We start from the raw sequence: 22,562 nt of genomic DNA on the forward strand, positions 1-22,562 counted from the left end.
TCCGGGTCGGCTCAGTCCGCGTGGTAGATCTTGCGCATTACCGCTGAAAGTTCGTTGCGCCAGGGCCGCTGGCGGATGCCGAAGGTGTTCAGCAGCTTGCGGCACTTCAATACCGACGAGGTTGGTCGCTGCGCCTCGGTCGGATAGTCGGCCGAAGCGACCGCCTCCAGCTCGAGCGTCTGGAAGCGTCCGTCGTACTGGCGCGCTTCGGCGATGATCGCCTCGGTGAAACCGTACAGGGTGGTCACCTCAGCGCCGCTGTAATGATAGGTGCCCCAGGCATCGGCACCATTTTGCAGCTGCTTGATGATCGCCAGCAGCACCCGTGCCGCATCGGCCGCCGAGGTCGGGCAACCGACCCGGTCATTCACCGCCTTCAGGCGGCCACCGCTTTCCGCCGCGTTCTTCAAGGTGCTCAGCACATAGTTGGTGCCCGCCTCGCTGAACAGCCAGCTGCAGCGCAGGATCAGGTGGCGGGGCAGCAACCGGCGCAGATGCTCCTCACCGGCCCATTTGCTGGCACCGTAGACACCCAGCGGAGCCGCCTCGTCGTCTTCGGTATAACCGCTGGCATAGTGACCGTCGAACACGTAATCGGTCGACAGGTGCAGCACCGGGATACCCAGATCGCCGCAGGCCAGCGCCAGCCCCTCCAGCGCATCCCGGTTGACCGCGAAACAGCGCTCCGGCTGCTGCTCGGCCAGGTCGACATCGTTGAATCCGGCCGCATTGATCAGGTAATCCGGCAGGTGCTCGTTCAGCTGCGCCCGTACCGCCTTGGCATTGGTCACGTCCAGTTGCAGGCTGCCCAGCGGAATCAGCTCGAAAAAGCCGTCCTCCTCGGCCAACGCCTGCAATGCGCGTCCCACCTGACCATCCGCACCGGTCACCAGCACCTTTACAGGTTGCGCAAAGACTCCGCTGTCCATCGATTAGAACGGAATATCGTCGTCGAAGTCGTCAAAACCCGGCGCCTGCTGCGGCTGCTGCGGCTGTTGGGGCTGCTGCGGAGGTTGCTGGGGCGCCTGTTGCGGGGCCGGCTGATAGTTCTGCTGCGGCGCCTGCTGCTGGTAGTTCTGCTGCGGAGCTTGCTGGCGCGGCGCCTGCTGCTGGCTGTAGTCCGGCTGGCTATAGCCGCCGCTGTCGCCACGACCGTCCAGCATCTGCATTTCGCTGGCGACGATCTCAGTGGTGTAGCGGTCCTGGCCACTCTGGTCCTGCCACTTGCGGGTACGCAGGGAACCCTCGATATACACCTTGGAGCCCTTGCGCAGGTACTCGCCGGCGATCTCCGCCAGCCGGTTGAAGAACACCACCCGGTGCCACTCGGTCCGTTCCTGCTGCTGGCCGGTGTTACGGTCTTTCCAGTTCTCGCTGGTGGCCAGGGTAACATTGGTTACCGCGCCGCCCGACGGCATGTAGCGCACTTCGGGGTCGCCGCCCAGGTTACCGATAAGAATTACTTTGTTGATACCACGCGCCATTGAAATCTCCAGTATTGAACGCCGTTAAAGGGGCGACTTGGGCCGGGCCTGGCGACCCGGCCGAAACAATTTTCTATTGCCGCAAGGATACCACAGCCGGCCGACCAGATTCACCGCCGCGAACGGTCATAGAGCTGTCGGAGCGAACTCTTTATAATGCCTGTTTTTTGCCCAGCCAGGAGAGCGGATGGATAAGATTCTGGTGCGCGGTGCTCGCACCCACAACCTGAAGGATGTGGACCTCGATATTCCGCGCGATAAGCTGATCGTGATCACCGGCCTGTCCGGGTCCGGCAAGTCCTCGCTGGCCTTCGATACCCTTTATGCCGAAGGCCAGCGCCGCTACGTCGAATCGCTGTCGACCTACGCACGCCAGTTCCTGTCGATGATGGAGAAGCCGGACGTCGACCATATCGAGGGCCTTTCGCCGGCGATCTCCATCGAGCAGAAATCCACGTCCCACAACCCCCGCTCCACGGTCGGCACCATCACCGAGATCTACGACTACCTGCGCCTGCTGTTCGCCCGCGCCGGCGAACCACGCTGCCCGGATCACGACCTGCCGCTGGCGGCCCAGACCATCAGCCAGATGGTCGACCAGGTACTGGCACTGCCGGAGGGCAGCAAACTGATGCTGCTGGCGCCGGTGGTACAGGGCCGCAAGGGCGAACACCTGCACACCCTGCATGAACTGAAGGGACAGGGCTTCGTGCGCGCCCGGATCAACGGCATCCTGGTCGACCTGGACAGCGCTCCGGAGCTGGACAAGAACAAGAAGCACGATATCGAGGTGGTGGTCGACCGTTTCAAGGTGCGCAGCGACCTGCAGACCCGGCTGGCCGAATCGTTCGAGACCGCCATCAACCTGACCGACGGCATCGCCAAGGTGGCCTGGATGGAGGGCGATGATGACGACCTGGTGTTCTCCGCCCGTTTCGCCTGCCCGACCTGCGGCCACAGCATCCAGGAGCTGGAACCCCGGCTGTTCTCGTTCAACAACCCGCACGGTGCCTGCCCCAGCTGTGACGGCCTGGGCGTGCGCCAGTACTTCGACCCGCACAAGGTGGTGCACGACAGCAGTCTGACCCTGTCCGAAGGTGCTATCCGCGGCTGGGACCGCCGCAGCCTGTACTACTATCAGCAGCTGAAGGCGGTCGCGGAGCATTACGGCTTCGATATGGATACCCCGTTCCGCGAACTCGACAGCCGCCATCAGAAGGTGGTTCTGCAGGGCTCCGGCAAGGAGGCGGTGCCGTTCCGCTATCTTAACGACCGTGGCGACATCATCAGCAAGCAGCACCCATTCGAGGGGGTACTGAACAACCTGGAGCGCCGCTACCGCGAGACCGAGTCCGACATGGTGCGCGAGGACCTGGCCAAGTACCTGAACATGCAGCCCTGTCCCTCCTGTGACGGTAGCCGGCTGCGTCGCGACGCCCGCCACGTATTCATCCTTGATAATACGCTGCCGGAGATCGTCAGGTTGCCGATCGGCGACTGCCTGGGCTACTTCGACCGCCTGGAACTGGCTGGCAAGCAGGCCGAAATCGCCGACAAGATCCTCAAGGAGATCCGCCAGCGGCTGACCTTCCTGGTCAACGTCGGCCTCGACTACCTGTCGTTGGACCGCAACGCCGACACCCTGTCCGGCGGCGAAGCCCAGCGGATCCGGCTGGCCAGCCAGATCGGCGCCGGCCTGGTTGGGGTAATGTATATCCTCGACGAACCCTCGATCGGCCTGCACCAGCGCGACAACGAGCGCTTGCTGCGCACCCTGGAGCACCTGCGCGACCTAGGTAATACGGTGATCGTGGTGGAACACGACGAAGACGCGATCCGGCTGGCCGACCACGTGATCGACATTGGGCCCGGCGCCGGCGTACACGGCGGCCAGGTGATCGCCCAGGGCTCACCGCAGCAGGTGATGAATACGCGCGACTCGCTGACCGGCCAATACCTGTCCGGCGAGCGCTGCATCGAGGTGCCGACCGCACGCACCCCGGCCGACCCGGCCAAAACGCTGCGGCTGCTTGGCGCCAACGGCAACAACCTGCAGAACGTCGACCTGGAGATCCCGGTCGGCCTGCTGACCTGCATCACCGGGGTATCCGGCTCCGGCAAGTCGACGCTGATCAACAACACCCTCTACCCGGTGGCCGGTACCGAGCTGAACCACGCCACCACGCTGGACCCGGCACCACACCGCAAGATCGAGGGGCTGGACAACTTCGACAAGGTGATCGATATCGACCAGAGCCCGATCGGCCGTACGCCACGCTCCAACCCCGCCACCTACACCGGCATCTTCACGCCGATCCGCGAGCTGTTCGCCGGTACCCAGGAAGCCCGCTCGCGCGGCTACAAGCCGGGCCGCTTCAGCTTTAACGTCAAGGGCGGCCGCTGTGAGGCCTGCCAGGGCGACGGGGTGATCAAGGTGGAGATGCACTTCCTGCCGGATATCTACGTACCCTGCGACGTCTGCAAGGGCAAGCGTTACAACCGGGAAACCCTGGAGGTGAAGTACAAGGGCAAGAGCATCGACGAGGTACTGGAGATGACCGTCGAGGAGGGACGGGTATTCTTCGATGCCATCCCGGCCCTGGCGCGTCGCTTGCAGACATTGATCGACGTCGGCCTGTCCTATATCCGCCTCGGCCAGGCCGCCACCACCCTGTCGGGCGGCGAGGCCCAGCGGGTCAAATTGGCCAAGGAGCTGTCCAAGCGGGATACCGGCAAGACACTCTATATCCTCGACGAACCGACCACCGGCCTGCATTTCTACGATATCCAGCAGCTGCTCAACGTGCTGTACCGGTTACGCGACCACGGCAACACCATCGTGGTGATCGAGCACAACCTGGACGTAATCAAAACTGCCGACTGGATCGTCGACCTGGGCCCGGAAGGCGGCGTCAATGGCGGCCAGATCATCGCCACCGGCACCCCGGAGCAGATTGTCGAACAACCGCAATCGCATACCGGCCGCTTCCTGAAGCCGATGCTGGGCTAAGCTGCAAGCTGCAAGCTGCAAGCTGCAAGCTGCAAGCTGCAAGCTGCAAGCTGCAAGCTGCAAGTCAGCATTATAGAAAAACCGCTGAACCTTCCGGCCAGCGGTTTTTTCGTGCCTGTGTTTCACCCAGTTCGACAGACAGCAGGCGAGCAGCCGGTTAAAAACTGACACCGATCGCGGCACTTAGCCGGCAATGCGGCCAGAGGACTGTCTGGCGCATTAAACAGGCACAAAAAAACCCGGCCGAGGCCGGGTTTTCTAGAAGCACGACTGAAGATTAATCTTCAGCAGATTCTTCCGCTGCAGCGGCAACCGGACGGTCAACCAGCTCAACGTAAGCCATCGGTGCGTTGTCACCAGCGCGGAAACCGCACTTCATGATACGTACGTAGCCACCCGGACGGTTCGCGTAACGCGGGCCCAGTTCGTTGAACAGTTTACCAACCGCAGTCTTGCTGCGAGTGCGAGCAAATGCCAGACGGCGGTTTGCTACAGAGTCTTCTTTAGCCAGAGTGATCAGCGGCTCAGCGTAGCTACGCAGCTCTTTCGCTTTCGGCAGAGTGGTTTTAATCAGCTCATGCTCGAACAGTGAAACGGCCATGTTTTTGAACATCGCTTTGCGGTGCGCGCTGGTGCGGCTAAACTTGCGACCAGATTTACGATGACGCATGTCTAAATCCTTACCAAACTAGTGTTAAATCGCTGCTCAGGAGGCAACTTTATCGTCGTTTTTGAGGCTAGCCGGCGGCCAGTTCTCAAGACGCATGCCCAAAGACAGGCCTTTGGAAGCCAGTACGTCTTTGATCTCCGTCAGCGACTTTTTGCCCAAGTTCGGGGTTTTAAGCAGCTCTACCTCGGTGCGCTGAATCAGGTCACCGATGTAATAGATCTGTTCTGCTTTCAAACAGTTGGCAGAACGAACAGTCAGCTCCAAGTCATCCACCGGACGCAACAGGATCGGATCGATTTCCGGTTCCTGCGGCTCGTCTTTCGCCTGATCGGCGCCGTCTTCGAGATCAACGAAGACAACGAGCTGCTGCTGCAGAATTGTAGCAGCACGACGGATGCACTCTTCCGGATCAATGGTGCCGTTGGACTCGATGTCGATAACCAGCTTGTCCAGGTCCGTACGCTGTTCTACACGGGCGCTTTCGACCACGTAGGACACACGACGGACCGGGCTGTAGGTCGCATCGAGCTGCAGGCGACCAATGGCACGTGTCTCGTCTTCGTCGGAGTTACGTACGTCAGCCGGTACGTAGCCACGACCACGAGTCACGCGCAGTTGCATGTTCAGGCGGGCACCTTCGTTCAGGTGAGCAATCACATGCTCCGGATTGGCGATCTCAACGTCCTGGTTCAGCTGAATGTCACCCGCGGTGATCGGGCCAGCTTCACTTTTGCTCAGTGTCAGCGTGACGTCGTCGCTGTTGTGCAAAGCTACGGCCACGCCTTTCAGGTTCAGCAGGATCTCGATGACATCCTCCTGAACCCCTTCAATGGCGCTGTACTCATGCAGCACGCCTTCGATCTCGACTTCCGTGATTGCACAACCCGGCATGGACGAGAGAAGGATGCGACGCAGAGCATTACCAAGCGTGTGGCCGAAGCCGCGCTCGAGCGGCTCAAGTGTCACTTTCGCACGAGTTTTGCTGATCTCCTGAACGTCAATATGACGGGGACTTAGAAACTCGTTAACGGAACGCTGCATAATTTCACCAATTCAAGAGTTCAAGTGTTACTTAGAGTACAGCTCGACAATCAGGTGTTCGTTGATGTCGGCAGACAGGTCGCTGCGCTCAGGAACGGCCTTGAAAGTACCTTCCATTTTGCTGCTGTCGACTTCTACCCACTCAACCGGTGCACGCTGGCCAGCCAGCTCCAGTGCGTTCTTGATCCGCAGCTGGTTCTTGGCTTTCTCGCGTACAGCAACCACATCGCCGGCCTTGACCTGGTAGGACGCAACGTTCACGACCTGGCCATTGACGGTGATCTGGCGGTGAGAGACGATCTGACGTGCTTCGGAACGGGTAGCGCCGAAGCCCATACGATACACCACATTGTCGAGGCGCCCTTCCAGCAGCTGCAGCAGGTTTTCACCGGTTGCGCCGCTGCGGCGAGCCGCCTCTTTGTAATAACCACGGAACTGACGTTCCAATACGCCGTACATACGACGTACTTTCTGTTTCTCGCGCAGCTGCAGACCGTAGTCGGACAGACGACCACGACGAGCACCGTGCATACCCGGCACTGTTTCAGCTTTGCATTTGCTGTCCAGTGCGCGCACGCCACTCTTCAGGAAGAGGTCTGTACCTTCGCGGCGAGACAGCTTGCACTTAGGTCCAAGATAACGAGCCATATTACCGTCTCCAGATTAAACGCGACGTTTCTTCGGCGGACGACAACCGTTGTGCGGGATTGGCGTCACGTCGGTGATGTTTGCGATTTTGTAGCCGCAAGCGTTCAATGCACGAACGGCGGACTCACGACCCGGGCCCGGGCCCTTCACAAACACGTCGAGGTTTTTCAGACCATACTCCTGGGCAGCTACGCCAGCACGCTCGGCAGCAACCTGAGCGGCGAACGGAGTGCTTTTACGGGAACCACGGAAGCCGGAGCCACCTGCAGTAGCCCAAGACAGAGTATTGCCCTGGCGATCGGTAAGAGTGACGATCGTATTGTTAAAAGAGGCGTGGATGTGGGCGAACCCGTCCGCTACCTGCTTTTTAACTTTTTTACGTGTGCGATTACCTGGCTTTGCCATATTTGGAAATTCCTATCGCTTACCACTTACTTACGGATCGGCTTACGCGGGCCTTTACGAGTGCGCGCGTTAGTCTTGCTACGCTGACCGCGAACCGGCAGGCTGCGACGATGACGCAGACCACGGTAGCAACCCAGATCCATAAGACGCTTGATGTTCATTGAGACTTCGCGGCGAAGATCGCCTTCGACAGTCAGCTTAGCAACTTCACCACGAACGCTATCCAGCTGCTCTTCGGACAGTTCACCGATCTTAGTGGTCGGTTCGATGCCACAAGTCTCGCAGAGTTGTTTAGCAGTCGTGCGGCCCACCCCGAAGATATACGTCAGGGAGATAACCGCATGCTTATTGTCAGGAATATTGACGCCAGCTATACGGGCCATTCAACTTACTCCATATAGTGACCTTATCGGCCTGCGATAAGGTCCAAGATCAATTCGTTTCGTTCGCAGAAGGCGCGCAATAATACACCCTGTTCAAAAATAAAGCAAGGTTGCGCGCTTCTGCTTCCCAGCCAGGATTAACCCTGGCGCTGCTTATGACGCGGCTCTACTTTACAGATCACGCGTACACTACCGTTGCGACGAACGATCTTGCAGTTACGGCAGATCTTTTTAACAGATGCACGTACTTTCATGATCTAGTCCTCCAGTGTCAGCGCAGGATGCCTGCACCGCCACCTTTCAGGTTGGATTTCTTCATCAGGGACTCGTACTGATGAGACATCAGGTGCGCCTGCACCTGCGCCATAAAGTCCATTACCACCACCACTACGATCAGCAGCGAGGTGCCGCCGAAGTAGAACGGCACGTTCCAGGCAACCACCAGGAACTGCGGCATCAGCGATACGGCGGTAATGTAGAGTGCGCCGAACAGGGTCAGGCGGCTCAACACCGTATCGATGTAGCGGGCGGATTGTTCACCAGGGCGAATACCCGGGATGAAGGCACCAGATTTTTTCAAGTTATCCGCCACATCCTTCGGATTGAAAACAATCGCGGTGTAGAAGTAGCAGAAGAACACGATGCAAATTGCAAACAGCAGGATATACAGCGGCTGACCCGGACCCAACGCAAGCGCGATGTCCTGCAGCCATTCCATCCCCTCGGTCTGACCGAACCACTGACCGACCGAAGCCGGGAACAGCAGGATGCTGGATGCAAAGATCGGCGGGATAACACCCGCCATGTTTACCTTCAGCGGAAGGTGACTGGACTGCGCCGCGTACACGCGACGGCCCTGCTGACGCTTGGCGTAGTTGATGGTAATGCGGCGCTGGCCGCGCTCCATGAACACTACGAAACCAACGGTCGCTACCGCCAGGGCAGCGATCGCCAGTAGCGCCAGGATGTTCAGGTCACCCTGCCGGGCGGCTTCGAAGGACTGACCGATTGCGCTAGGCAATCCGGCCACGATACCGGCAAAGATCAGAATAGAGATACCGTTGCCAATGCCGCGCTCGGTCACCTGCTCACCCAGCCACATCAGGAACACGGCACCGGCTACCAGGGTGACTACAGCTACGAAGTAGAAGCTGATATCGGCGCTGAACGCCACGCCCTGATTCGCCAGGCCGACTGCCATACCGAACGACTGGATAGTCGCCAGAATCACAGTGCCATAGCGGGTGTATTGGTTGATTTTGCGTCGACCGGCTTCACCCTCCTTCTTGAGCTGCTCCAGCTGCGGGCTAACCACCGTCATCAACTGCATGATGATGGATGCCGAAATGTACGGCATGATGCCCAGTGCCAGAATACTCATGCGCTCCAGTGCACCACCGGAGAACATATTAAAGAGGCTGAGGATGGTCCCCTGGTTCTGTTCAAACAGCGCGGCAAGGCGATCCGGGTTGATACCGGGCACCGGGATATGTGCCCCGATGCGGTACACCACGATCGCCAGCAGAACGAATCTCAGTCGAGCCCAAAGCTCTCCGAGTCCGCTCTGCATGCCTGCCGGTACGGGTCCTTGCTTAGCCATTTACGCCTCGACTTTACCGCCTGCAGCTTCGATTGCAGCCTGTGCGCCCTTGGTCACTTTCAGACCCTTGACGGTCACTGCCTTGTTGATTTCACCGGACAGGATCACACGAGCACGCTTGGCCTCGTTCTTGATGATGTCGGCTTCTTTCAGTGCTGCCAGATCGATGACTTCAGCAGTTACTTTCGCCAGTTCGTTCAGGCGGATCTCCGCCACATAGCGAGCCTGACGAGAGGTGAAGCCGAATTTCGGCAGACGACGCTGCAGCGGCATCTGACCGCCTTCGAAACCAGGCTTCACTTTACCGCCGGAGCGGGATTTCTGACCTTTGTGGCCACGACCACAGGTTTTGCCCAAGCCGGAACCGATGCCGCGACCAACGCGTTTCGGTGCGTGCTTGGCGCCCTCAGCCGGGCTCAGAGTGTTCAGACGCATGTGATGAACTCCCTTACTCGCCTTCTACACGAACCATGTAGTTGACTTTGTTGATCATGCCGCGTACTGCCGGGGTATCTTCCACTTCTACGGTGTGGTTGATACGACGCAGGCCGAGACCTTTAACGCACAGCTTGTGCTTCGGCAGGATGCCGATTGTGCTGCGCACCAGCGTTACCTGAATCTTGTTAGCCATCGTCTATTACCCCAGAATCTCTTCTACGGACTTACCACGCTTGGCCGCTACGTCTTCCGGTGCGTTCATGGACGCCAGACCTTTGATGGTCGCGCGTACCACGTTTACCGGGTTGGTAGAGCCGTAGCATTTCGCCAGTACGTTGTGTACACCGGCCAGTTCCAGTACCGCACGCATCGCGCCACCGGCGATGACACCGGTACCCTGGGATGCCGGCTGCATGTAGACCTTGGAGGCACCGTGACGGGCCTTAACCGGGTACTGCAGGGTGTCACCGTTCAGGTCAACTGTGACCATGTTGCGACGCGCCTGCTCCATTGCCTTCTGGATAGCGACCGGTACTTCGCGCGCTTTACCGCGACCGAAGCCTACACGGCCGTTTCCGTCACCTACTACAGTCAGGGCGGTAAAACCGAAGATACGACCACCTTTAACCACTTTGGCGACACGGTTAACCTGAACCAGCTTCTCCTGGAGATCACCGTCTTTCTGTTCGTGATTTGCCATCTTCGACCCCTTTAGAATTGCAGACCGCCTTCACGGGCGGCATCTGCCAGCGCCTTGACACGGCCATGGTATTTGAAACCAGAGCGGTCGAAAGCGACCTCAGTAACACCTGCTTCTTTAGCACGTTCAGCAACCAGTGCACCCACTTTCTGTGCCGCTTCAACGTTGCCGGTCGCGCCTTCACGCAGAGCCTTTTCAACAGTGGAAGCAGACGCCAGAATGTTGCTGCCGTCAGCAGAGATTACCTGTGCGTAGATATGACGCGGTGTGCGGTTGACGCACAGACGCGCTACACCCAGCTCACGCATTTTCAAGCGAGAGCGGCGTGCGCGACGAATACGAGATTGTTTCTTAGCGTTCATGACCCTGCCTTACTTTTTCTTCGCTTCTTTACGGCGAACATATTCATCAGCGTAGCGAACACCCTTACCCTTGTACGGCTCAGGCGGACGGAACGCGCGCACTTCTGCAGCGACCTGACCCACACGCTGTTTGTCAGCACCTTTGATGACAACGGTGGTCTGGTTCGGGCACTCTGCAGTTACGCCTTCAGGCAGTTCGTAGTCGATCGGGTGTGAGAAACCCAGTGTCAGGTTCAGCACGTTACCCTTGGCCGCGGCACGGTAACCAACACCCTGCAGCTGCAGAGTCTTTTCGAAACCTGCGTCTACGCCAACAACCATGTTGTTCACCAGGGAACGAACGGTACCGGACATCGCCAGCGCCAGCTTGGAGCCATCGCGCGGTGCGAAAGTCAGACCGCCTTCACCCTGCTGAACTTCAACTGCCGGGTGTACGTCCAGGTTCAACTGGCCGTTCTTGCCTTTAACAGCAATGGCCTGACCATCGATCTTCAGTTCTACGCCTGCCGGTACAACTACGGGTTTTTTAGCAACTCGAGACATTGTTCAACCCCTTAGAATACCGTGCAGATCACTTCACCACCGACACCCGCAGCACGTGCAGCGCGGTCGGTCATGACGCCCTTGTTGGTAGAGACAATCGCAACGCCCAGACCGCCAGCGATCTTCGGCAGGTCAGCAGCAGCTTTATAGATGCGCAGACCCGGGCGGCTAACACGCTTGATCTCTTCAATAACCGGCTTGCCTTCGAAGTATTTCAGCTCTACGGTCAGGACCGGCTTAGCTTCGCCTTCTACGTTGTAGTCAGCGATATAACCTTCGTTTTTCAGAACGTCGGCTACAGAAACCTTCATTTTGGAAGACGGCATGGATACGGCCTGCTTTTCTGCCATGTGGCCGTTGCGGATACGGGTGAACATATCCGCCAGTGTATCTTGCATACTCATGCGTATTTACTTCCTCTCATGTGCAGCACGGTGCGGTAGCAATAATCTGCCCAGACCACCGTGCTTACCGATTGACCCGCCGGATTACCAGCTGGCCTTCTTCAGACCCGGCACATCGCCGCGCATTGCCGCTTCACGCAGTTTGTTACGGCAGATGCCGAACTTGCGGTAAACAGCGTGCGGACGACCGGTCAGCTGGCAGCGACGCTGCTGACGTACCGGGTTAGCATCACGCGGCAGTTTCTGCAGCGCGATCTGTGCTTCCCAACGCTCATCTTCAGAGACGTTCGGGTTCTTGACGATAGCTTTCAGCTGAGCACGTTTCTCAGCGTACTTAGCTACGGTCTTTGCACGCTTAGTTTCGCGTGCCTTCATTGATTCCTTAGCCATGATTCACCTCGTAATCACTTGCGGAACGGGAACTGCAGGGCAGCCAGCAGGGCACGACCTTCTTCGTTGGTCTGCGCTGTAGTGGTAATGGTGATATCCATACCGCGCAGTTTATCGACCTTGTCGTAGTCGATTTCCGGGAAGATGATCTGCTCTTTGACACCCATGCTGTAGTTACCACGGCCGTCGAAGGATTTCGGGTTCAGGCCACGGAAGTCGCGGATGCGCGGGATGGAGATGTCTACCAGACGATCCAGGAATTCCCACATACGCTCGCCGCGCAGGGTTACTTTACAACCGATCGGCCAGCCTTCACGGACTTTAAAGCCTGCGATGGACTTGCGAGCCAGGGTAACGACCGGCTTCTGACCTGCGATAGCAGTCATATCGGCAACGGCGTTATCCAGCAGTTTCTTGTCGCCCAGAGCTTCGCCAACACCCATGTTCAGGGTCACTTTGGTCACGCGCGGCACTGCCATCACGTTCGGGCTCTGCAGCTCTTCTTTCAGCTGCTGCTTAACGGTTTCTTTGTAAAGCGCTTTCAATCGAGACATGACACCAACTCCTATTAACCGTTAATGGTTTCGCCGGTGGACTTGAAAAAGCGCACTTTGGTACCGTCTTCAAGGATCTTGAAGCCTACACGGTCGCCTTTACCAGTCTGGGCGTTGAAGATAGCCACGTTGGAAGTCGCGATAGCCGCCTCCTTCTCAACGATGCCACCGGCCTTACCCAGCATCGGGTTCGGCTTGGTGTGCTTCTTCACCATGTTGATGCCAGAAACGATCAGGCGATCGTTCTCCAGGACACGCAGCACTTTGCCGCGCTTACCTTTGTCTTTACCTGCGATTACGACTACTTCGTCGTCGCGTCGAATTTTGCGCATTGTTAACCTCTTTCCTACTACCTGCTCATGCTCAAAAACGCCAACACCTTACGGCGTTGGCGTTTTTCCATGGACCAAAGCTACTCGGAGCTCAAGTCTTTACAGCACTTCAGGCGCCAGGGAAATGATCTTCATGAACTTCTCAGAGCGAAGCTCACGCGTTACTGGGCCGAAGATACGAGTCCCGATGGGCGCCTCGTTCTGGTTCAGCAGAACCGCTGAGTTAGTATCAAAGCGGATCAGCGAACCGTCCGGGCGACGCACACCTTTACGGGTACGCACAACGACAGCTTTAAGAACCTGACCTTTCTTAACCTTGCCACGCGGGATCGCTTCTTTGACAGTGACCTTGATCACGTCGCCAACACTCGCGTAACGGCGGTGAGAACCACCCAGGACCTTAATACACTGCACTCGCTTGGCGCCGCTGTTGTCAGCGACATCAAGCATCGTTTCAGTTTGAATCATGGTCTACTCCACAAACTATAACTTGACCGGCCGCCGCGCGACCGGAATAGCTAACAGGAGCAAAGGCGCAATATATTACACCTTCGCCGCACGCTCTTCAATACGAACCAGCGCCCAAGATTTGCTCTTGGACTGCGGACGGGTTTCCGCGATAGTCACGGTATCACCCATCTGGCATTCGTTCTTCTCGTCGTGAGCATGCAGTTTGGTGGAGCGTTTCATGAACTTACCGTAAACCGGGTGCTTCTCTTTACGCTCTACCAGTACCGTGATGGTTTTATCCATCTTGTCGCTGACTACGCGACCGGTAACAGTCCGAGTACGTTTTTCTGCGCTCATACTTAGTTACCTGCCTTTTCGTTGAGTACAGTCTTCACACGAGCAATGTCGCGACGAACCTGGCTGAGCAGATGGTTCTGAGCCAACTGGCCGGTTGTCTTCTGCATGCGCAGGTTGAATTGCTCCTTCAGAAGACCCAGCAGTTCCTGCTTGAGCTCGTCAACGGACTTTTCACGCAGTTCGTTGGCTTTCATCACATCACCGTCCGCTTAACAATGGTTGTAGAAACAGGCAGCTTGGCCGCAGCCAGGTTGAATGCCTCTGCAGCCAGCTCTTCCGGCACACCGCTCATTTCGAACAGTACTTTACCCGGCTGAATCTGAGCCACCCAGTACTCAACGTTACCCTTACCTTTACCCTGACGCACTTCAAGCGGCTTGCTGGTGATCGGCTTGTCCGGGAAGATCCGGATCCAGATCTTACCACCACGTTTGACGTGACGAGTCATGGTACGACGAGCAGCCTCGATCTGACGGGCAGTGATCCGACCGCGACCGGTCGCTTTCAGACCAAACTCGCCGAAGCTCACTTTGCTACCACGCTGTGCCAGACCGCGGTTGCGGCCTTTCATCATCTTGCGGTATTTGAGACGTTTCGGTTGCAGCATTGACCTTTACCTCACTTCCCTTTCTTCTTGGGCGCGTTTTTCTTGTCGGCACGAACCTGCTCGATGCCGCCCAGAATCTCGCCCTTGAAGATCCAGACTTTCACGCCGATAACACCGTAAGTGGTGTGCGCTTCATAGGTCGCGTAATCGATGTCCGCACGCAGCGTGTGCAGCGGTACACGACCTTCACGGTACCATTCAGTCCGCGCGATCTCGGCACCGCCGAGACGACCGCTAAGCTGAATCTTGATACCTTTAGCGCCCAGACGCATAGCGTTCTGTACTGCGCGCTTCATCGCACGACGGAACATCACACGACGTTCCAGCTGGCTCGCTACACCCTGAGCAACCAGTTTGGAATCCAGTTCCGGCTTACGTACTTCTTCGATGTTGATGTGAACCGGCACGCCCATCATGTTGGAGACGGCAGTACGCAGTTTCTCTACATCTTCACCTTTCTTACCGATCACGATGCCCGGACGAGCGGTGTGAATGGTAATTTTTGCATTCTGCGCCGGACGCTCGATCTCGATGCGGCTTACAGATGCGTTTTTCAGCTGCTCCTCCAGGTATTCGCGAACCTGCAGGTCGTTCAGCAACTTAGTCGCGTATTCGCCCTTGTCGGCATACCACACGGAAGTGTGGTCTTTAACGACACCCAGACGAATACCGTTCGGATGAACTTTCTGACCCATGTCGAATCTCCTAGCGTCAGCGCTTAGTCAGCCACCTTAACGGTGATATGGGAGTTGCGCTTCAAAATACGGTCAGCGCGACCCTTTGCACGCGGTTTGATGCGCTTCATCGTCATACCTTCGTCTACGAAGATTTCAGAGACGCGCAGATCGTCGATGTCGGCACCTTCGTTGTGCTCTGCGTTCGCAATCGCAGACTCCAGTACCTTCTTAACGATCGCCGCACTTTTTTTCGGGCTGAACGCCAGGATTGTCAGGGCTTCGCTGACTGCCTTACCACGGATCTGGTTCGCTACCAGGCGCGCTTTCTGGGCGGAAATGCGAGCGCCTTTCAGCTTAGCGGCTACTTCCATCATTTACCCCCTTACTTCTTCTTGGCCTTTTTATCGGCAGCGTGACCGCGGTAAGTGCGCGTTGCAGCGAACTCACCCAGTTTGTGACCAACCATGTCTTCGGAGATGAACACCGGCACATGTTGGCGACCGTTGTGGACCGCAATCGTCAGACCGACAAAGTTCGGAAAGACAGTAGAACGACGAGACCAGGTTTTGATCGGACGACGTTCGTTATTTTCGATTGCAGCCTCTACCTTTTTCAGCAGGTGAAGGTCGATAAAAGGACCTTTCTTCAGTGAACGTGGCACAGCCGTATCCTCAAATTAATTACTTGGCAGAACGACGACGTACGATCAGCTTATCGGTACGCTTGTTCTTACGGGTCTTATGACCTTTGGTCGGTACACCCCAAGGCGTCACAGGGTGACGACCACCGGAGGTACGACCTTCACCACCACCGTGCGGGTGATCTACCGGGTTCATTGCAACACCACGAACGGTCGGACGCACACCGCGCCAACGTGTCGCACCAGCTTTACCCAGCTGACGCAGACTATGTTCGCTGTTTGAAACTTCACCCAGAGTCGCACGACACTCAACCAGCACCTTACGCATCTCACCAGAGCGCAGGCGCAGAGTGGCATAGGCACCCTCACGAGCAACCAACTGAGCGGATGTACCAGCAGAACGTGCCAGCTGCGCGCCTTTACCCGGCTTCAGCTCGACACAGTGCACTACTGAACCCACCGGAATGTTACGCAACGGCAGGCAGTTACCCGGTTTGATATCAGCATCCTGGCCGGATACTACTTTAGCGCCGGCTACCACGCCTTTCGGCGCGACGATGTAACGACGCTCACCGTCTGCATATTTCAGCAGAGCGATGTGTGCAGAACGGTTCGGATCGTATTCCAGACGCTCAACAACGGCCGGAATGCCGTCCTTGTTGCGACGGAAGTCGATCACACGGTACTGCTGCTTGTGACCACCACCGACGTGACGGGTGGTGATACGACCGTAGTTGTTACGACCGCCGGACTTGCTTTTCTTCTCAACCAGCGCAGCAAAAGGCTTACCCTTGTGCAGCTCAGAGTTGGAAACTTTTACTACGTGGCGACGTCCCGCAGAGGTCGGCTTAGTTTTAGTCACTGCCATGGTTTAACCCTCTATTACTCACCACCGAGGAAATCGATCTCAGAGCCTTCCGCCAGGCGCACGTATGCTTTACGTACGTCGTTACGTTTGCCCAGACCACGCATGGTGCGTTTGGTCTTGCCTTTAACGTTGACGATGTTGACGCCTGTTACTTTAACGTCGAACAGCTCTTCTACCGCCTGTTTGATTTCCGGCTTGGTAGCGTCTTTCGATACGCGGAATACGACCTGTTGAGAATCTTCAGCTACGATGGTCGCTTTCTCAGAGATGTGCGGCCCCATCAGGATCTGATAGATACGTCCCGGATTCATGCCAGCACCTCCTCAATCTTTTTCAGCGCCGGCACGGTTACCAGCACCTTCTCGAAACCGACCAGGCTGACCGGATCGATACCGGCGACATCGCGAACGTCCACGTGCGGTACGTTGCGAGCGGCCAGGTACAGATTCCACTCAACGTCTTCAGTCACCAGCAGCACATTGTCCAGCTTCAGCTCATCCAGCTTAGCGACAAACTGCTTGGTCTTCGGCGCTTCCAGCGCAAACTCTTCAACCACCACCAGGCGATCCTGACGAACCAGCTCAGAGAAGATGCAACGCAGCGCAGCGCGGTACATTTTCTTGTTTACTTTCTGAGCGTGGTCACGCGGCTGAGCAGCGAAGGTAACGCCGCCACTGCGCCACAGCGGAGAGCGGATAGTACCCGCACGCGCGCGGCCAGTGCCTTTCTGGCGCCACGGTTTAGCACCGCCACCGGACACTTCAGAACGCGTCTTCTGTGCCTTGGTACCCTGACGACTACCCGCCAGGTAAGCAGTGACAACCTGGTGCACCAGGCTTTCGTTGTACTCTTTGCCAAAAGCCAGGTCAGAAACTTCCACGGAGCCGTTAGCTCCTGTCAGATTCAAGTTCATTGCGTACCCCCTTAGGCGCCAGCTTTAACAGCCGGTTTAACGATTACGTCACCACCCGGAGCACCCGGCACGGCACCTTTGATCAACAGCAGGTTGCGTTCAGCGTCTACGCGAACGACTTCCAGGGTCTGAACGGTAACCCGCTCGGCACCCATGTGACCTGCCATCTTCTTGCCTTTAAAGACACGACCAGGGGTCTGACACTGACCAATTGAACCCGGAGCACGGTGAGACAGAGAGTTACCGTGAGTCGCGTCCTGAGTGCGGAAGTTCCAGCGCTTAACGCCGCCCTGGAAACCCTTACCCTTGGACTGACCGGTAACATCTACTTTCTGACCTGCTTCGAAGCGCGCAACTGTCAGCTCATCACCAACGTTGACTTCTTCGCCACCCGACAGGCGGAACTCCCACAAACCGCGACCGGCTTCTACGCCAGCTTTTGCGAAGTGACCTGCTTCCGGCTTGGAAAGACGATTTGCTTTCTTACCACCGGTAGTCACCTGCACTGCTGCGTAGCCATCGGCTTCCTCAGTACGCACCTGAGTAACACGGTTCGGCTCCACTTCGATGACGGTGACTGGCACGGATACGCCGTCTTCAGTGAAGACGCGAGTCATACCCGCTTTACGTCCGATAAGACCTACAGACATTTTTCTACCTCTTGCCAGTTGTGTACGGGGCTGTCACCCGCTATGGCTACCCTTTCCAGAGCATTCCACAAATAGCGCTTCATTAATTAGATAAATCTGCGCAGTGCTTTATTAGCCGAGGCTGATCTGCACTTCTACACCCGCTGCCAGATCCAGCTTCATCAGAGCGTCGACAGTTTTTTCTGTCGGCTCGACGATATCCAGCACGCGCTTATGGGTACGGATTTCATACTGGTCACGTGCATCTTTGTTCACGTGCGGAGAAATCAGTACGGTATAGCGCTCTTTGCGAGTCGGAAGTGGGATCGGACCACGCACCTGAGCACCAGTCCGCTTAGCAGTCTCTACGATCTCCTGCGCGGAAGAGTCGATCAGGCGATGATCAAACGCCTTCAGACGAATACGAATTTTCTGATTCTGCATTTCGATCACACAATTCCATCAGTTTTTAAACGGCAATAGCCGACCACCCCTTTTATAGAGGGGACGCAAATTCTACTGTCGCCGGCCATTTGCGTCAACTGTTTAATTAACGAACAAAAAAGGCCCTCCCGAGGGAGAGCCTTTCTTCGCCTTAGCGGCAAACCATCAAGGATTACTCGATGATTTTGGATACCACGCCGGCACCTACGGTACGACCACCTTCACGGATGGCGAAGCGCAGACCTTCTTCCATCGCGATCGGGTTGATCAGGGTAACGTCCATCTGGATGTTGTCACCCGGCATTACCATCTCAACACCTTCCGGCAACTCACAGGCGCCAGTGATGTCAGTGGTACGGAAGTAGAACTGCGGACGGTAGCCTTTGAAGAACGGGGTGTGACGACCACCTTCTTCCTTGGACAGTACGTAGACTTCGCCTTCGAAACGAGTGTGCGGAGTGATGGTACCCGGCTTCGCCAGGACCTGACCACGCTCAACTTCGTCACGCTTGGTACCACGCAGCAGCGCACCGATGTTCTCGCCTGCACGACCTTCGTCCAGCAGCTTGCGGAACATTTCGACACCAGTACAGGTAGTCTTGGTGGTTTCCTTGATACCAACGATTTCGATCTCGTCGCCCACGTTGACGATACCACGCTCTACACGACCGGTTACTACAGTACCACGGCCGGAGATGGAGAATACGTCCTCGATCGGCATCAGGAACGGCTGATCGATCGCACGCTCCGGTTCCGGGATGTAAGTATCCAGCGCTTCTACCAGCTTCTTAACAGCGGTAGTGCCCAGCTCGTTGTCGTCTTCGCCGTTCAGCGCCATCAGCGCGGAACCGGCGATAACCGGAGTGTCGTCGCCCGGGAAGTCGTAAGTGTCCAGCAGCTCACGGATCTCCATTTCGACCAGTTCCAGCATCTCTGCGTACTCGTCGGAATCAACGCCGCCACAGTCTTCTGCCAGCAGGTCAGCCTTGTTCAGGAATACCACGATGTACGGTACGCCTACCTGACGGGACAGCAGGATGTGCTCACGAGTCTGCGGCATCGGGCCGTCAGTCGCGCCACACACCAGGATCGCGCCGTCCATCTGCGCAGCACCGGTGATCATGTTCTTCACGTAGTCGGCGTGCCCCGGGCAGTCGACGTGCGCGTAGTGACGGATGTTGGAGTCGTACTCAACGTGGGAAGTCGCGATGGTGATACCACGCTCACGCTCTTCCGGTGCGTTGTCGATCTGGTCGAATGCACGCATTTCACCGCCGAATACTTCCGCGCACACGCGAGTCAGAGCAGCAGTCAGGGTTGTTTTGCCGTGGTCAACGTGGCCGATAGTACCAACGTTAACGTGCGGCTTGGAGCGTTCAAATTGTTCTTTAGCCACGGTTAATACCTCTTAAAGGAATATCCAATATTAGTTCTGGTTGATAACTGCTTCAGCGATGTTCTGCGGTGCTTCAGCGTAGTCGAAGAACTCCATGGAGTACGTCGCACGACCCTGAGTAGCGGAACGCAGGTCGGTTGCATAACCGAACATCTCACCCAGCGGTACCTGAGCGTTGATGACCTTGCCGGAGGAACTGTCTTCCATGCCCTGGACCAGACCACGACGACGGTTCAGGTCGCCCATCACGTCACCCATGTACTCTTCCGGAGTCACCACTTCCACCTTCATCATCGGCTCCAGCAGGCACGGACTCGCTTCCTGAGCGTACTTCTTCAGCGCCTGAGAGGCAGCGATCTTAAACGCCATCTCGTTGGAGTCAACTTCGTGGAAAGAGCCGTCATACAGACGAGCTTTCAGACCGATCAGCGGATAGCCGGCGATAACACCGTTCTGCATCTGCTCGGTAATACCTTTCTCGATCGCCGGGATGTATTCCTTCGGAATGACACCACCCACGATCTCGTTGATGAATTCCAGACCTTCCTCGTCGGACGGGCTGAATTCAATCACGACGTGACCGTACTGACCGCGACCACCGGACTGACGGGCGAACTTGTGGTTCGCTTCAACAGACTTACGGATCTTCTCACGGTATGCCACCTGCGGCTTACCGATGTTCGCTTCCACCTTGAACTCGCGACGCATACGATCAACGATGATGTCCAGGTGCAGCTCACCCATACCGGAGATGATGGTCTGACCGGATTCCTGGTCGGTCTCGACGCGGAAAGACGGGTCTTCCTGAGCCAGCTTGCCCAGTGCGATACCCATCTTCTCCTGGTCAGCCTTGGACTTCGGCTCAACCGCAACGGAGATTACCGGCTCCGGGAACTCCATACGTTCCAGGACGATCTTGTTGTCGATGTCACACAGGGTGTCACCGGTGGACACGTCTTTCAGGCCGATCATCGCAGCGATATCGCCCGCGCGAACTTCCTTGATCTCTTCACGGCTGTTGGAGTGCATCTGCACCATACGGCCGATACGCTCTTTCTTCTGCTTGACAGAGTTGTAGACGCTGTCGCCAGAGTTCAGAACGCCGGAGTAGACACGTACGAACGTCAGGGTACCCACGAACGGATCGGTCGCGATCTTGAACGCCAGCGCAGCGAACGGTGCGTCGTCGTCGGCATCACGGGTTGCAACGGTTTCTGCCGCGTCGTCCAGCGTACCTTCGATCGCCTTAACGTCTTTCGGAGACGGCATGTACTCGATAACCGCGTCCAGCACCGCCTGAACACCCTTGTTCTTGAATGCGGAACCCGCCTGCATCAGCACGATGTCGTTAGCCAGGGTGCGAGCGCGCAGACCAGCCTTGATCTCGTCTTCGCTCAGCTCGCCATCTTCCAGGTACTTCTCCATCAGCTCTTCGGTCGCTTCGGCAGCCGCTTCGACCATCTGCTCGCGCAGTTCGTCAGCCTTGTCCTGGAGATCAGCCGGGATATCTTCCAGCTCATAGGTCATACCCTGGTCGGCTTCGTTCCACATGATAGCCTTCATGCGGATCAGGTCGACAACGCCCTTGAATTCATCTTCCGCACCGATCGGGAAGTTGATCGGCACAGCGTTGGCACCCAGGCGATCCTTCAGCTGGTCAACGACCATGAAGAAGTCGGCACCGGCACGGTCCATCTTGTTGACGAACACCATGCGCGGAACTTCGTACTTGTTAGCCTGACGCCAAACGGTTTCGGTCTGCGGCTGTACACCGGAGGAGGCACACAGAACCACGACGGCACCGTCCAGTACACGCAGGGAACGCTCTACCTCGATGGTAAAGTCAACGTGTCCCGGAGTATCGATGATGTTGACGCGGTGGTCGTCGAACTGCTGGTTCATACCCTTCCAGAAACAGGTAGTGGCAGCAGAAGTGATAGTGATACCACGCTCCTGCTCCTGCTCCATCCAGTCCATCGTTGCCGCACCGTCGTGTACCTCACCGATTTTGTGAGACAGACCGGTGTAGAACAGAATACGCTCGGTAGTGGTGGTCTTACCGGCGTCTACGTGCGCACAGATACCGATGTTACGGTAGCGTGCGATAGGAGTTTTACGAGCCACAACTCAATCCTCTGAAGGTTAGAAGCGGTAGTGAGCGAACGCTTTGTTCGCCTCAGCCATGCGGTGAACGTCTTCACGTTTCTTAACAGCCGCACCACGACCTTCGGCAGCATCTGAGATTTCACCAGCCAAACGCAGCGCCATGGATTTCTCACCACGCTTACGAGCGGAGTCAACCAGCCAACGCATAGCCAGAGCTGTACGGCGGGACGGGCGAACTTCAACAGGCACCTGATAGGTAGCACCACCGACACGGCGAGACTTTACCTCTACCATCGGCTGAACGGTTTCCAGTGCTTTCTCGAACTGTTCCAGCGGATCCGCAGCACCGCGCTCCTGCAGCTTGTCCAGGGCACCATAAACGATACGCTCAGCGACGGATTTCTTGCCGCTGATCATGACGTGGTTGATGAATTTTGCCAGTACTGTGTTACCGAATTTGGGATCCGGCAGGATTTCGCGCTTCGCAGCGACGCGTCTTCTAGGCATTGAT

At 57.0% G+C, this 22,562-nt stretch carries 34 protein-coding genes; 1 reads left to right on the plus strand and 33 read right to left on the minus strand.

Going from position 1 to position 22,562, the window contains the following annotated elements:
* Positions 1-11: 11 nt before the first annotated feature.
* Positions 12-929, minus strand: a complete 918-nt coding sequence (rfbD, locus tag K6T12_RS09540; protein WP_222221840.1) for a dTDP-4-dehydrorhamnose reductase — start codon at positions 927-929, stop codon at positions 12-14.
* A 3-nt stretch (positions 930-932) separates the two neighbouring features.
* On the minus strand, positions 933-1,484 hold the full coding sequence (ssb, locus tag K6T12_RS09545; RefSeq protein ID WP_222221842.1) for a single-stranded DNA-binding protein: 552 nt from the start codon (positions 1,482-1,484) through the stop codon (positions 933-935).
* A gap of 187 nt (positions 1,485-1,671) precedes the next feature.
* Between ssb and uvrA the strand changes: the two genes are divergently transcribed.
* Entirely contained in the window at positions 1,672-4,494 is a 2,823-nt protein-coding gene (gene uvrA / locus K6T12_RS09550) for an excinuclease ABC subunit UvrA (RefSeq protein ID WP_222221844.1), read from the plus strand.
* Between the two features lie 277 nt (positions 4,495-4,771).
* On the opposite strand, the gene rplQ is transcribed toward uvrA, so the two are convergent.
* The 31 genes from rplQ to rpsG form a co-directional block, all read right to left on the minus strand.
* On the minus strand, positions 4,772-5,164 hold the full coding sequence (gene rplQ, locus K6T12_RS09555; RefSeq protein WP_222221846.1) for a 50S ribosomal protein L17: 393 nt from the start codon (positions 5,162-5,164) through the stop codon (positions 4,772-4,774).
* Positions 5,165-5,200: 36 nt separating this feature from the next.
* Entirely contained in the window at positions 5,201-6,205 is a 1,005-nt protein-coding gene (locus K6T12_RS09560) for a DNA-directed RNA polymerase subunit alpha (RefSeq protein ID WP_222221848.1), read from the minus strand.
* Between the two features lie 27 nt (positions 6,206-6,232).
* The gene (gene rpsD, locus K6T12_RS09565) at positions 6,233-6,853 is read right to left on the minus strand and encodes a 30S ribosomal protein S4 (protein WP_222221850.1); all 621 of its coding nucleotides are present in this window, start codon (positions 6,851-6,853) and stop codon (positions 6,233-6,235) included.
* Between the two features lie 15 nt (positions 6,854-6,868).
* Positions 6,869-7,258 (minus strand): 30S ribosomal protein S11, encoded by a 390-nt coding sequence (gene rpsK, locus K6T12_RS09570; RefSeq protein WP_222221853.1) that lies wholly within the window; start codon positions 7,256-7,258, stop codon positions 6,869-6,871.
* Positions 7,259-7,284: 26 nt separating this feature from the next.
* Complete coding sequence (gene rpsM / locus K6T12_RS09575; protein WP_222221855.1) at positions 7,285-7,641, minus strand: 30S ribosomal protein S13; 357 nt, start codon at positions 7,639-7,641, stop codon at positions 7,285-7,287.
* Between the two features lie 137 nt (positions 7,642-7,778).
* Positions 7,779-7,895 carry a 50S ribosomal protein L36 gene (rpmJ, locus tag K6T12_RS09580; RefSeq protein ID WP_007021200.1) on the minus strand — a complete coding sequence of 39 codons (117 nt, stop codon included), beginning with the start codon at positions 7,893-7,895 and terminating at the stop codon, positions 7,779-7,781.
* A 17-nt stretch (positions 7,896-7,912) separates the two neighbouring features.
* Positions 7,913-9,241, minus strand: a complete 1,329-nt coding sequence (secY, locus tag K6T12_RS09585; protein ID WP_222221857.1) for a preprotein translocase subunit SecY — start codon at positions 9,239-9,241, stop codon at positions 7,913-7,915.
* Positions 9,242-9,676 carry a 50S ribosomal protein L15 gene (rplO, locus tag K6T12_RS09590; protein ID WP_222221859.1) on the minus strand — a complete coding sequence of 145 codons (435 nt, stop codon included), beginning with the start codon at positions 9,674-9,676 and terminating at the stop codon, positions 9,242-9,244.
* 13 nt (positions 9,677-9,689) lie between these two features.
* Entirely contained in the window at positions 9,690-9,872 is a 183-nt protein-coding gene (gene rpmD / locus K6T12_RS09595; RefSeq protein ID WP_222221861.1) for a 50S ribosomal protein L30, read from the minus strand.
* A 6-nt stretch (positions 9,873-9,878) separates the two neighbouring features.
* The gene (gene rpsE, locus K6T12_RS09600; RefSeq protein WP_222221863.1) at positions 9,879-10,379 is read right to left on the minus strand and encodes a 30S ribosomal protein S5; all 501 of its coding nucleotides are present in this window, start codon (positions 10,377-10,379) and stop codon (positions 9,879-9,881) included.
* 11 nt (positions 10,380-10,390) lie between these two features.
* Positions 10,391-10,741 (minus strand): 50S ribosomal protein L18, encoded by a 351-nt coding sequence (gene rplR / locus K6T12_RS09605; RefSeq protein ID WP_222221865.1) that lies wholly within the window; start codon positions 10,739-10,741, stop codon positions 10,391-10,393.
* A 9-nt stretch (positions 10,742-10,750) separates the two neighbouring features.
* Positions 10,751-11,284 (minus strand): 50S ribosomal protein L6, encoded by a 534-nt coding sequence (gene rplF / locus K6T12_RS09610; RefSeq protein ID WP_222221867.1) that lies wholly within the window; start codon positions 11,282-11,284, stop codon positions 10,751-10,753.
* A gap of 11 nt (positions 11,285-11,295) precedes the next feature.
* Positions 11,296-11,688 (minus strand): 30S ribosomal protein S8, encoded by a 393-nt coding sequence (gene rpsH / locus K6T12_RS09615; protein WP_222221869.1) that lies wholly within the window; start codon positions 11,686-11,688, stop codon positions 11,296-11,298.
* Between the two features lie 84 nt (positions 11,689-11,772).
* Positions 11,773-12,078 (minus strand): 30S ribosomal protein S14, encoded by a 306-nt coding sequence (rpsN, locus tag K6T12_RS09620; RefSeq protein WP_222221871.1) that lies wholly within the window; start codon positions 12,076-12,078, stop codon positions 11,773-11,775.
* A gap of 14 nt (positions 12,079-12,092) precedes the next feature.
* The gene (rplE, locus tag K6T12_RS09625; protein ID WP_222221873.1) at positions 12,093-12,632 is read right to left on the minus strand and encodes a 50S ribosomal protein L5; all 540 of its coding nucleotides are present in this window, start codon (positions 12,630-12,632) and stop codon (positions 12,093-12,095) included.
* A gap of 14 nt (positions 12,633-12,646) precedes the next feature.
* On the minus strand, positions 12,647-12,964 hold the full coding sequence (gene rplX / locus K6T12_RS09630) for a 50S ribosomal protein L24 (protein WP_222221875.1): 318 nt from the start codon (positions 12,962-12,964) through the stop codon (positions 12,647-12,649).
* 99 nt (positions 12,965-13,063) lie between these two features.
* Positions 13,064-13,432, minus strand: coding sequence for a 50S ribosomal protein L14 (gene rplN, locus K6T12_RS09635; protein WP_222221877.1), 369 nt, complete (start codon positions 13,430-13,432; stop codon positions 13,064-13,066).
* Between the two features lie 75 nt (positions 13,433-13,507).
* Positions 13,508-13,771 carry a 30S ribosomal protein S17 gene (gene rpsQ / locus K6T12_RS09640; RefSeq protein WP_222221879.1) on the minus strand — a complete coding sequence of 88 codons (264 nt, stop codon included), beginning with the start codon at positions 13,769-13,771 and terminating at the stop codon, positions 13,508-13,510.
* Positions 13,772-13,773: 2 nt separating this feature from the next.
* A complete protein-coding gene (gene rpmC, locus K6T12_RS09645; RefSeq protein ID WP_222221881.1) occupies positions 13,774-13,965 on the minus strand; it encodes a 50S ribosomal protein L29 in 192 nt (63 codons plus the stop codon).
* Entirely contained in the window at positions 13,965-14,378 is a 414-nt protein-coding gene (rplP, locus tag K6T12_RS09650) for a 50S ribosomal protein L16 (RefSeq protein WP_222221883.1), read from the minus strand. The genes rpmC and rplP overlap by 1 nt, the downstream gene beginning before the upstream one ends.
* A gap of 11 nt (positions 14,379-14,389) precedes the next feature.
* Entirely contained in the window at positions 14,390-15,073 is a 684-nt protein-coding gene (gene rpsC, locus K6T12_RS09655; RefSeq protein ID WP_222221885.1) for a 30S ribosomal protein S3, read from the minus strand.
* Between the two features lie 23 nt (positions 15,074-15,096).
* A complete protein-coding gene (gene rplV / locus K6T12_RS09660; RefSeq protein WP_449288530.1) occupies positions 15,097-15,429 on the minus strand; it encodes a 50S ribosomal protein L22 in 333 nt (110 codons plus the stop codon).
* An 8-nt stretch (positions 15,430-15,437) separates the two neighbouring features.
* Entirely contained in the window at positions 15,438-15,716 is a 279-nt protein-coding gene (gene rpsS / locus K6T12_RS09665; RefSeq protein WP_222221887.1) for a 30S ribosomal protein S19, read from the minus strand.
* Between the two features lie 19 nt (positions 15,717-15,735).
* Positions 15,736-16,563, minus strand: coding sequence for a 50S ribosomal protein L2 (gene rplB, locus K6T12_RS09670; protein WP_222221889.1), 828 nt, complete (start codon positions 16,561-16,563; stop codon positions 15,736-15,738).
* A gap of 14 nt (positions 16,564-16,577) precedes the next feature.
* On the minus strand, positions 16,578-16,874 hold the full coding sequence (gene rplW / locus K6T12_RS09675) for a 50S ribosomal protein L23 (protein ID WP_222221891.1): 297 nt from the start codon (positions 16,872-16,874) through the stop codon (positions 16,578-16,580).
* Positions 16,871-17,476 (minus strand): 50S ribosomal protein L4, encoded by a 606-nt coding sequence (gene rplD, locus K6T12_RS09680; protein ID WP_222221893.1) that lies wholly within the window; start codon positions 17,474-17,476, stop codon positions 16,871-16,873. The genes rplW and rplD overlap by 4 nt, the downstream gene beginning before the upstream one ends.
* An 11-nt stretch (positions 17,477-17,487) precedes the next feature.
* Positions 17,488-18,126 (minus strand): 50S ribosomal protein L3, encoded by a 639-nt coding sequence (gene rplC / locus K6T12_RS09685; RefSeq protein WP_222221895.1) that lies wholly within the window; start codon positions 18,124-18,126, stop codon positions 17,488-17,490.
* Between the two features lie 111 nt (positions 18,127-18,237).
* On the minus strand, positions 18,238-18,549 hold the full coding sequence (gene rpsJ / locus K6T12_RS09690; protein WP_209287949.1) for a 30S ribosomal protein S10: 312 nt from the start codon (positions 18,547-18,549) through the stop codon (positions 18,238-18,240).
* Between the two features lie 172 nt (positions 18,550-18,721).
* Positions 18,722-19,945: an elongation factor Tu gene (gene tuf / locus K6T12_RS09695; RefSeq protein WP_222221897.1), complete on the minus strand. Its 1,224-nt coding sequence runs from the start codon at positions 19,943-19,945 to the stop codon at positions 18,722-18,724.
* 30 nt (positions 19,946-19,975) lie between these two features.
* A complete protein-coding gene (fusA, locus tag K6T12_RS09700; RefSeq protein WP_222221899.1) occupies positions 19,976-22,069 on the minus strand; it encodes an elongation factor G in 2,094 nt (697 codons plus the stop codon).
* An 18-nt stretch (positions 22,070-22,087) separates the two neighbouring features.
* Positions 22,088-22,558 carry a 30S ribosomal protein S7 gene (gene rpsG / locus K6T12_RS09705; RefSeq protein WP_222221901.1) on the minus strand — a complete coding sequence of 157 codons (471 nt, stop codon included), beginning with the start codon at positions 22,556-22,558 and terminating at the stop codon, positions 22,088-22,090.
* Positions 22,559-22,562 lie beyond the last annotated feature (4 nt).

The sequence above is a fragment of the Marinobacterium arenosum genome, assembly GCF_019795155.1.
Taxonomy (GTDB): Bacteria; Pseudomonadota; Gammaproteobacteria; order Pseudomonadales; family Balneatricaceae; genus Marinobacterium_C; species Marinobacterium_C arenosum.

What these genes read in the sequence shown, in the direction of transcription:
- rfbD (WP_222221840.1), bottom strand. Translation starts at nt 929, where the DNA reads ATGGACAGCGGAGTCTTTGCGCAACCTGTAAAGGTGCTGGTGACCGGT.
- ssb (WP_222221842.1), bottom strand. Translation starts at nt 1,484, where the DNA reads ATGGCGCGTGGTATCAACAAAGTAATTCTTATCGGTAACCTGGGCGGC.
- uvrA (WP_222221844.1), top strand. Translation starts at nt 1,672, where the DNA reads ATGGATAAGATTCTGGTGCGCGGTGCTCGCACCCACAACCTGAAGGAT.
- rplQ (WP_222221846.1), bottom strand. Translation starts at nt 5,164, where the DNA reads ATGCGTCATCGTAAATCTGGTCGCAAGTTTAGCCGCACCAGCGCGCAC.
- K6T12_RS09560 (WP_222221848.1), bottom strand. Translation starts at nt 6,205, where the DNA reads ATGCAGCGTTCCGTTAACGAGTTTCTAAGTCCCCGTCATATTGACGTT.
- rpsD (WP_222221850.1), bottom strand. Translation starts at nt 6,853, where the DNA reads ATGGCTCGTTATCTTGGACCTAAGTGCAAGCTGTCTCGCCGCGAAGGT.
- rpsK (WP_222221853.1), bottom strand. Translation starts at nt 7,258, where the DNA reads ATGGCAAAGCCAGGTAATCGCACACGTAAAAAAGTTAAAAAGCAGGTA.
- rpsM (WP_222221855.1), bottom strand. Translation starts at nt 7,641, where the DNA reads ATGGCCCGTATAGCTGGCGTCAATATTCCTGACAATAAGCATGCGGTT.
- rpmJ (WP_007021200.1), bottom strand. Translation starts at nt 7,895, where the DNA reads ATGAAAGTACGTGCATCTGTTAAAAAGATCTGCCGTAACTGCAAGATC.
- secY (WP_222221857.1), bottom strand. Translation starts at nt 9,241, where the DNA reads ATGGCTAAGCAAGGACCCGTACCGGCAGGCATGCAGAGCGGACTCGGA.
- rplO (WP_222221859.1), bottom strand. Translation starts at nt 9,676, where the DNA reads ATGCGTCTGAACACTCTGAGCCCGGCTGAGGGCGCCAAGCACGCACCG.
- rpmD (WP_222221861.1), bottom strand. Translation starts at nt 9,872, where the DNA reads ATGGCTAACAAGATTCAGGTAACGCTGGTGCGCAGCACAATCGGCATC.
- rpsE (WP_222221863.1), bottom strand. Translation starts at nt 10,379, where the DNA reads ATGGCAAATCACGAACAGAAAGACGGTGATCTCCAGGAGAAGCTGGTT.
- rplR (WP_222221865.1), bottom strand. Translation starts at nt 10,741, where the DNA reads ATGAACGCTAAGAAACAATCTCGTATTCGTCGCGCACGCCGCTCTCGC.
- rplF (WP_222221867.1), bottom strand. Translation starts at nt 11,284, where the DNA reads ATGTCTCGAGTTGCTAAAAAACCCGTAGTTGTACCGGCAGGCGTAGAA.
- rpsH (WP_222221869.1), bottom strand. Translation starts at nt 11,688, where the DNA reads ATGAGTATGCAAGATACACTGGCGGATATGTTCACCCGTATCCGCAAC.
- rpsN (WP_222221871.1), bottom strand. Translation starts at nt 12,078, where the DNA reads ATGGCTAAGGAATCAATGAAGGCACGCGAAACTAAGCGTGCAAAGACC.
- rplE (WP_222221873.1), bottom strand. Translation starts at nt 12,632, where the DNA reads ATGTCTCGATTGAAAGCGCTTTACAAAGAAACCGTTAAGCAGCAGCTG.
- rplX (WP_222221875.1), bottom strand. Translation starts at nt 12,964, where the DNA reads ATGCGCAAAATTCGACGCGACGACGAAGTAGTCGTAATCGCAGGTAAA.
- rplN (WP_222221877.1), bottom strand. Translation starts at nt 13,432, where the DNA reads ATGATTCAAACTGAAACGATGCTTGATGTCGCTGACAACAGCGGCGCC.
- rpsQ (WP_222221879.1), bottom strand. Translation starts at nt 13,771, where the DNA reads ATGAGCGCAGAAAAACGTACTCGGACTGTTACCGGTCGCGTAGTCAGC.
- rpmC (WP_222221881.1), bottom strand. Translation starts at nt 13,965, where the DNA reads ATGAAAGCCAACGAACTGCGTGAAAAGTCCGTTGACGAGCTCAAGCAG.
- rplP (WP_222221883.1), bottom strand. Translation starts at nt 14,378, where the DNA reads ATGCTGCAACCGAAACGTCTCAAATACCGCAAGATGATGAAAGGCCGC.
- rpsC (WP_222221885.1), bottom strand. Translation starts at nt 15,073, where the DNA reads ATGGGTCAGAAAGTTCATCCGAACGGTATTCGTCTGGGTGTCGTTAAA.
- rplV (WP_449288530.1), bottom strand. Translation starts at nt 15,429, where the DNA reads ATGATGGAAGTAGCCGCTAAGCTGAAAGGCGCTCGCATTTCCGCCCAG.
- rplB (WP_222221889.1), bottom strand. Translation starts at nt 16,563, where the DNA reads ATGGCAGTGACTAAAACTAAGCCGACCTCTGCGGGACGTCGCCACGTA.
- rplW (WP_222221891.1), bottom strand. Translation starts at nt 16,874, where the DNA reads ATGAATCCGGGACGTATCTATCAGATCCTGATGGGGCCGCACATCTCT.
- rplD (WP_222221893.1), bottom strand. Translation starts at nt 17,476, where the DNA reads ATGAACTTGAATCTGACAGGAGCTAACGGCTCCGTGGAAGTTTCTGAC.
- rplC (WP_222221895.1), bottom strand. Translation starts at nt 18,126, where the DNA reads ATGTCTGTAGGTCTTATCGGACGTAAAGCGGGTATGACTCGCGTCTTC.
- rpsJ (WP_209287949.1), bottom strand. Translation starts at nt 18,549, where the DNA reads ATGCAGAATCAGAAAATTCGTATTCGTCTGAAGGCGTTTGATCATCGC.
- rpsG (WP_222221901.1), bottom strand. Translation starts at nt 22,558, where the DNA reads ATGCCTAGAAGACGCGTCGCTGCGAAGCGCGAAATCCTGCCGGATCCC.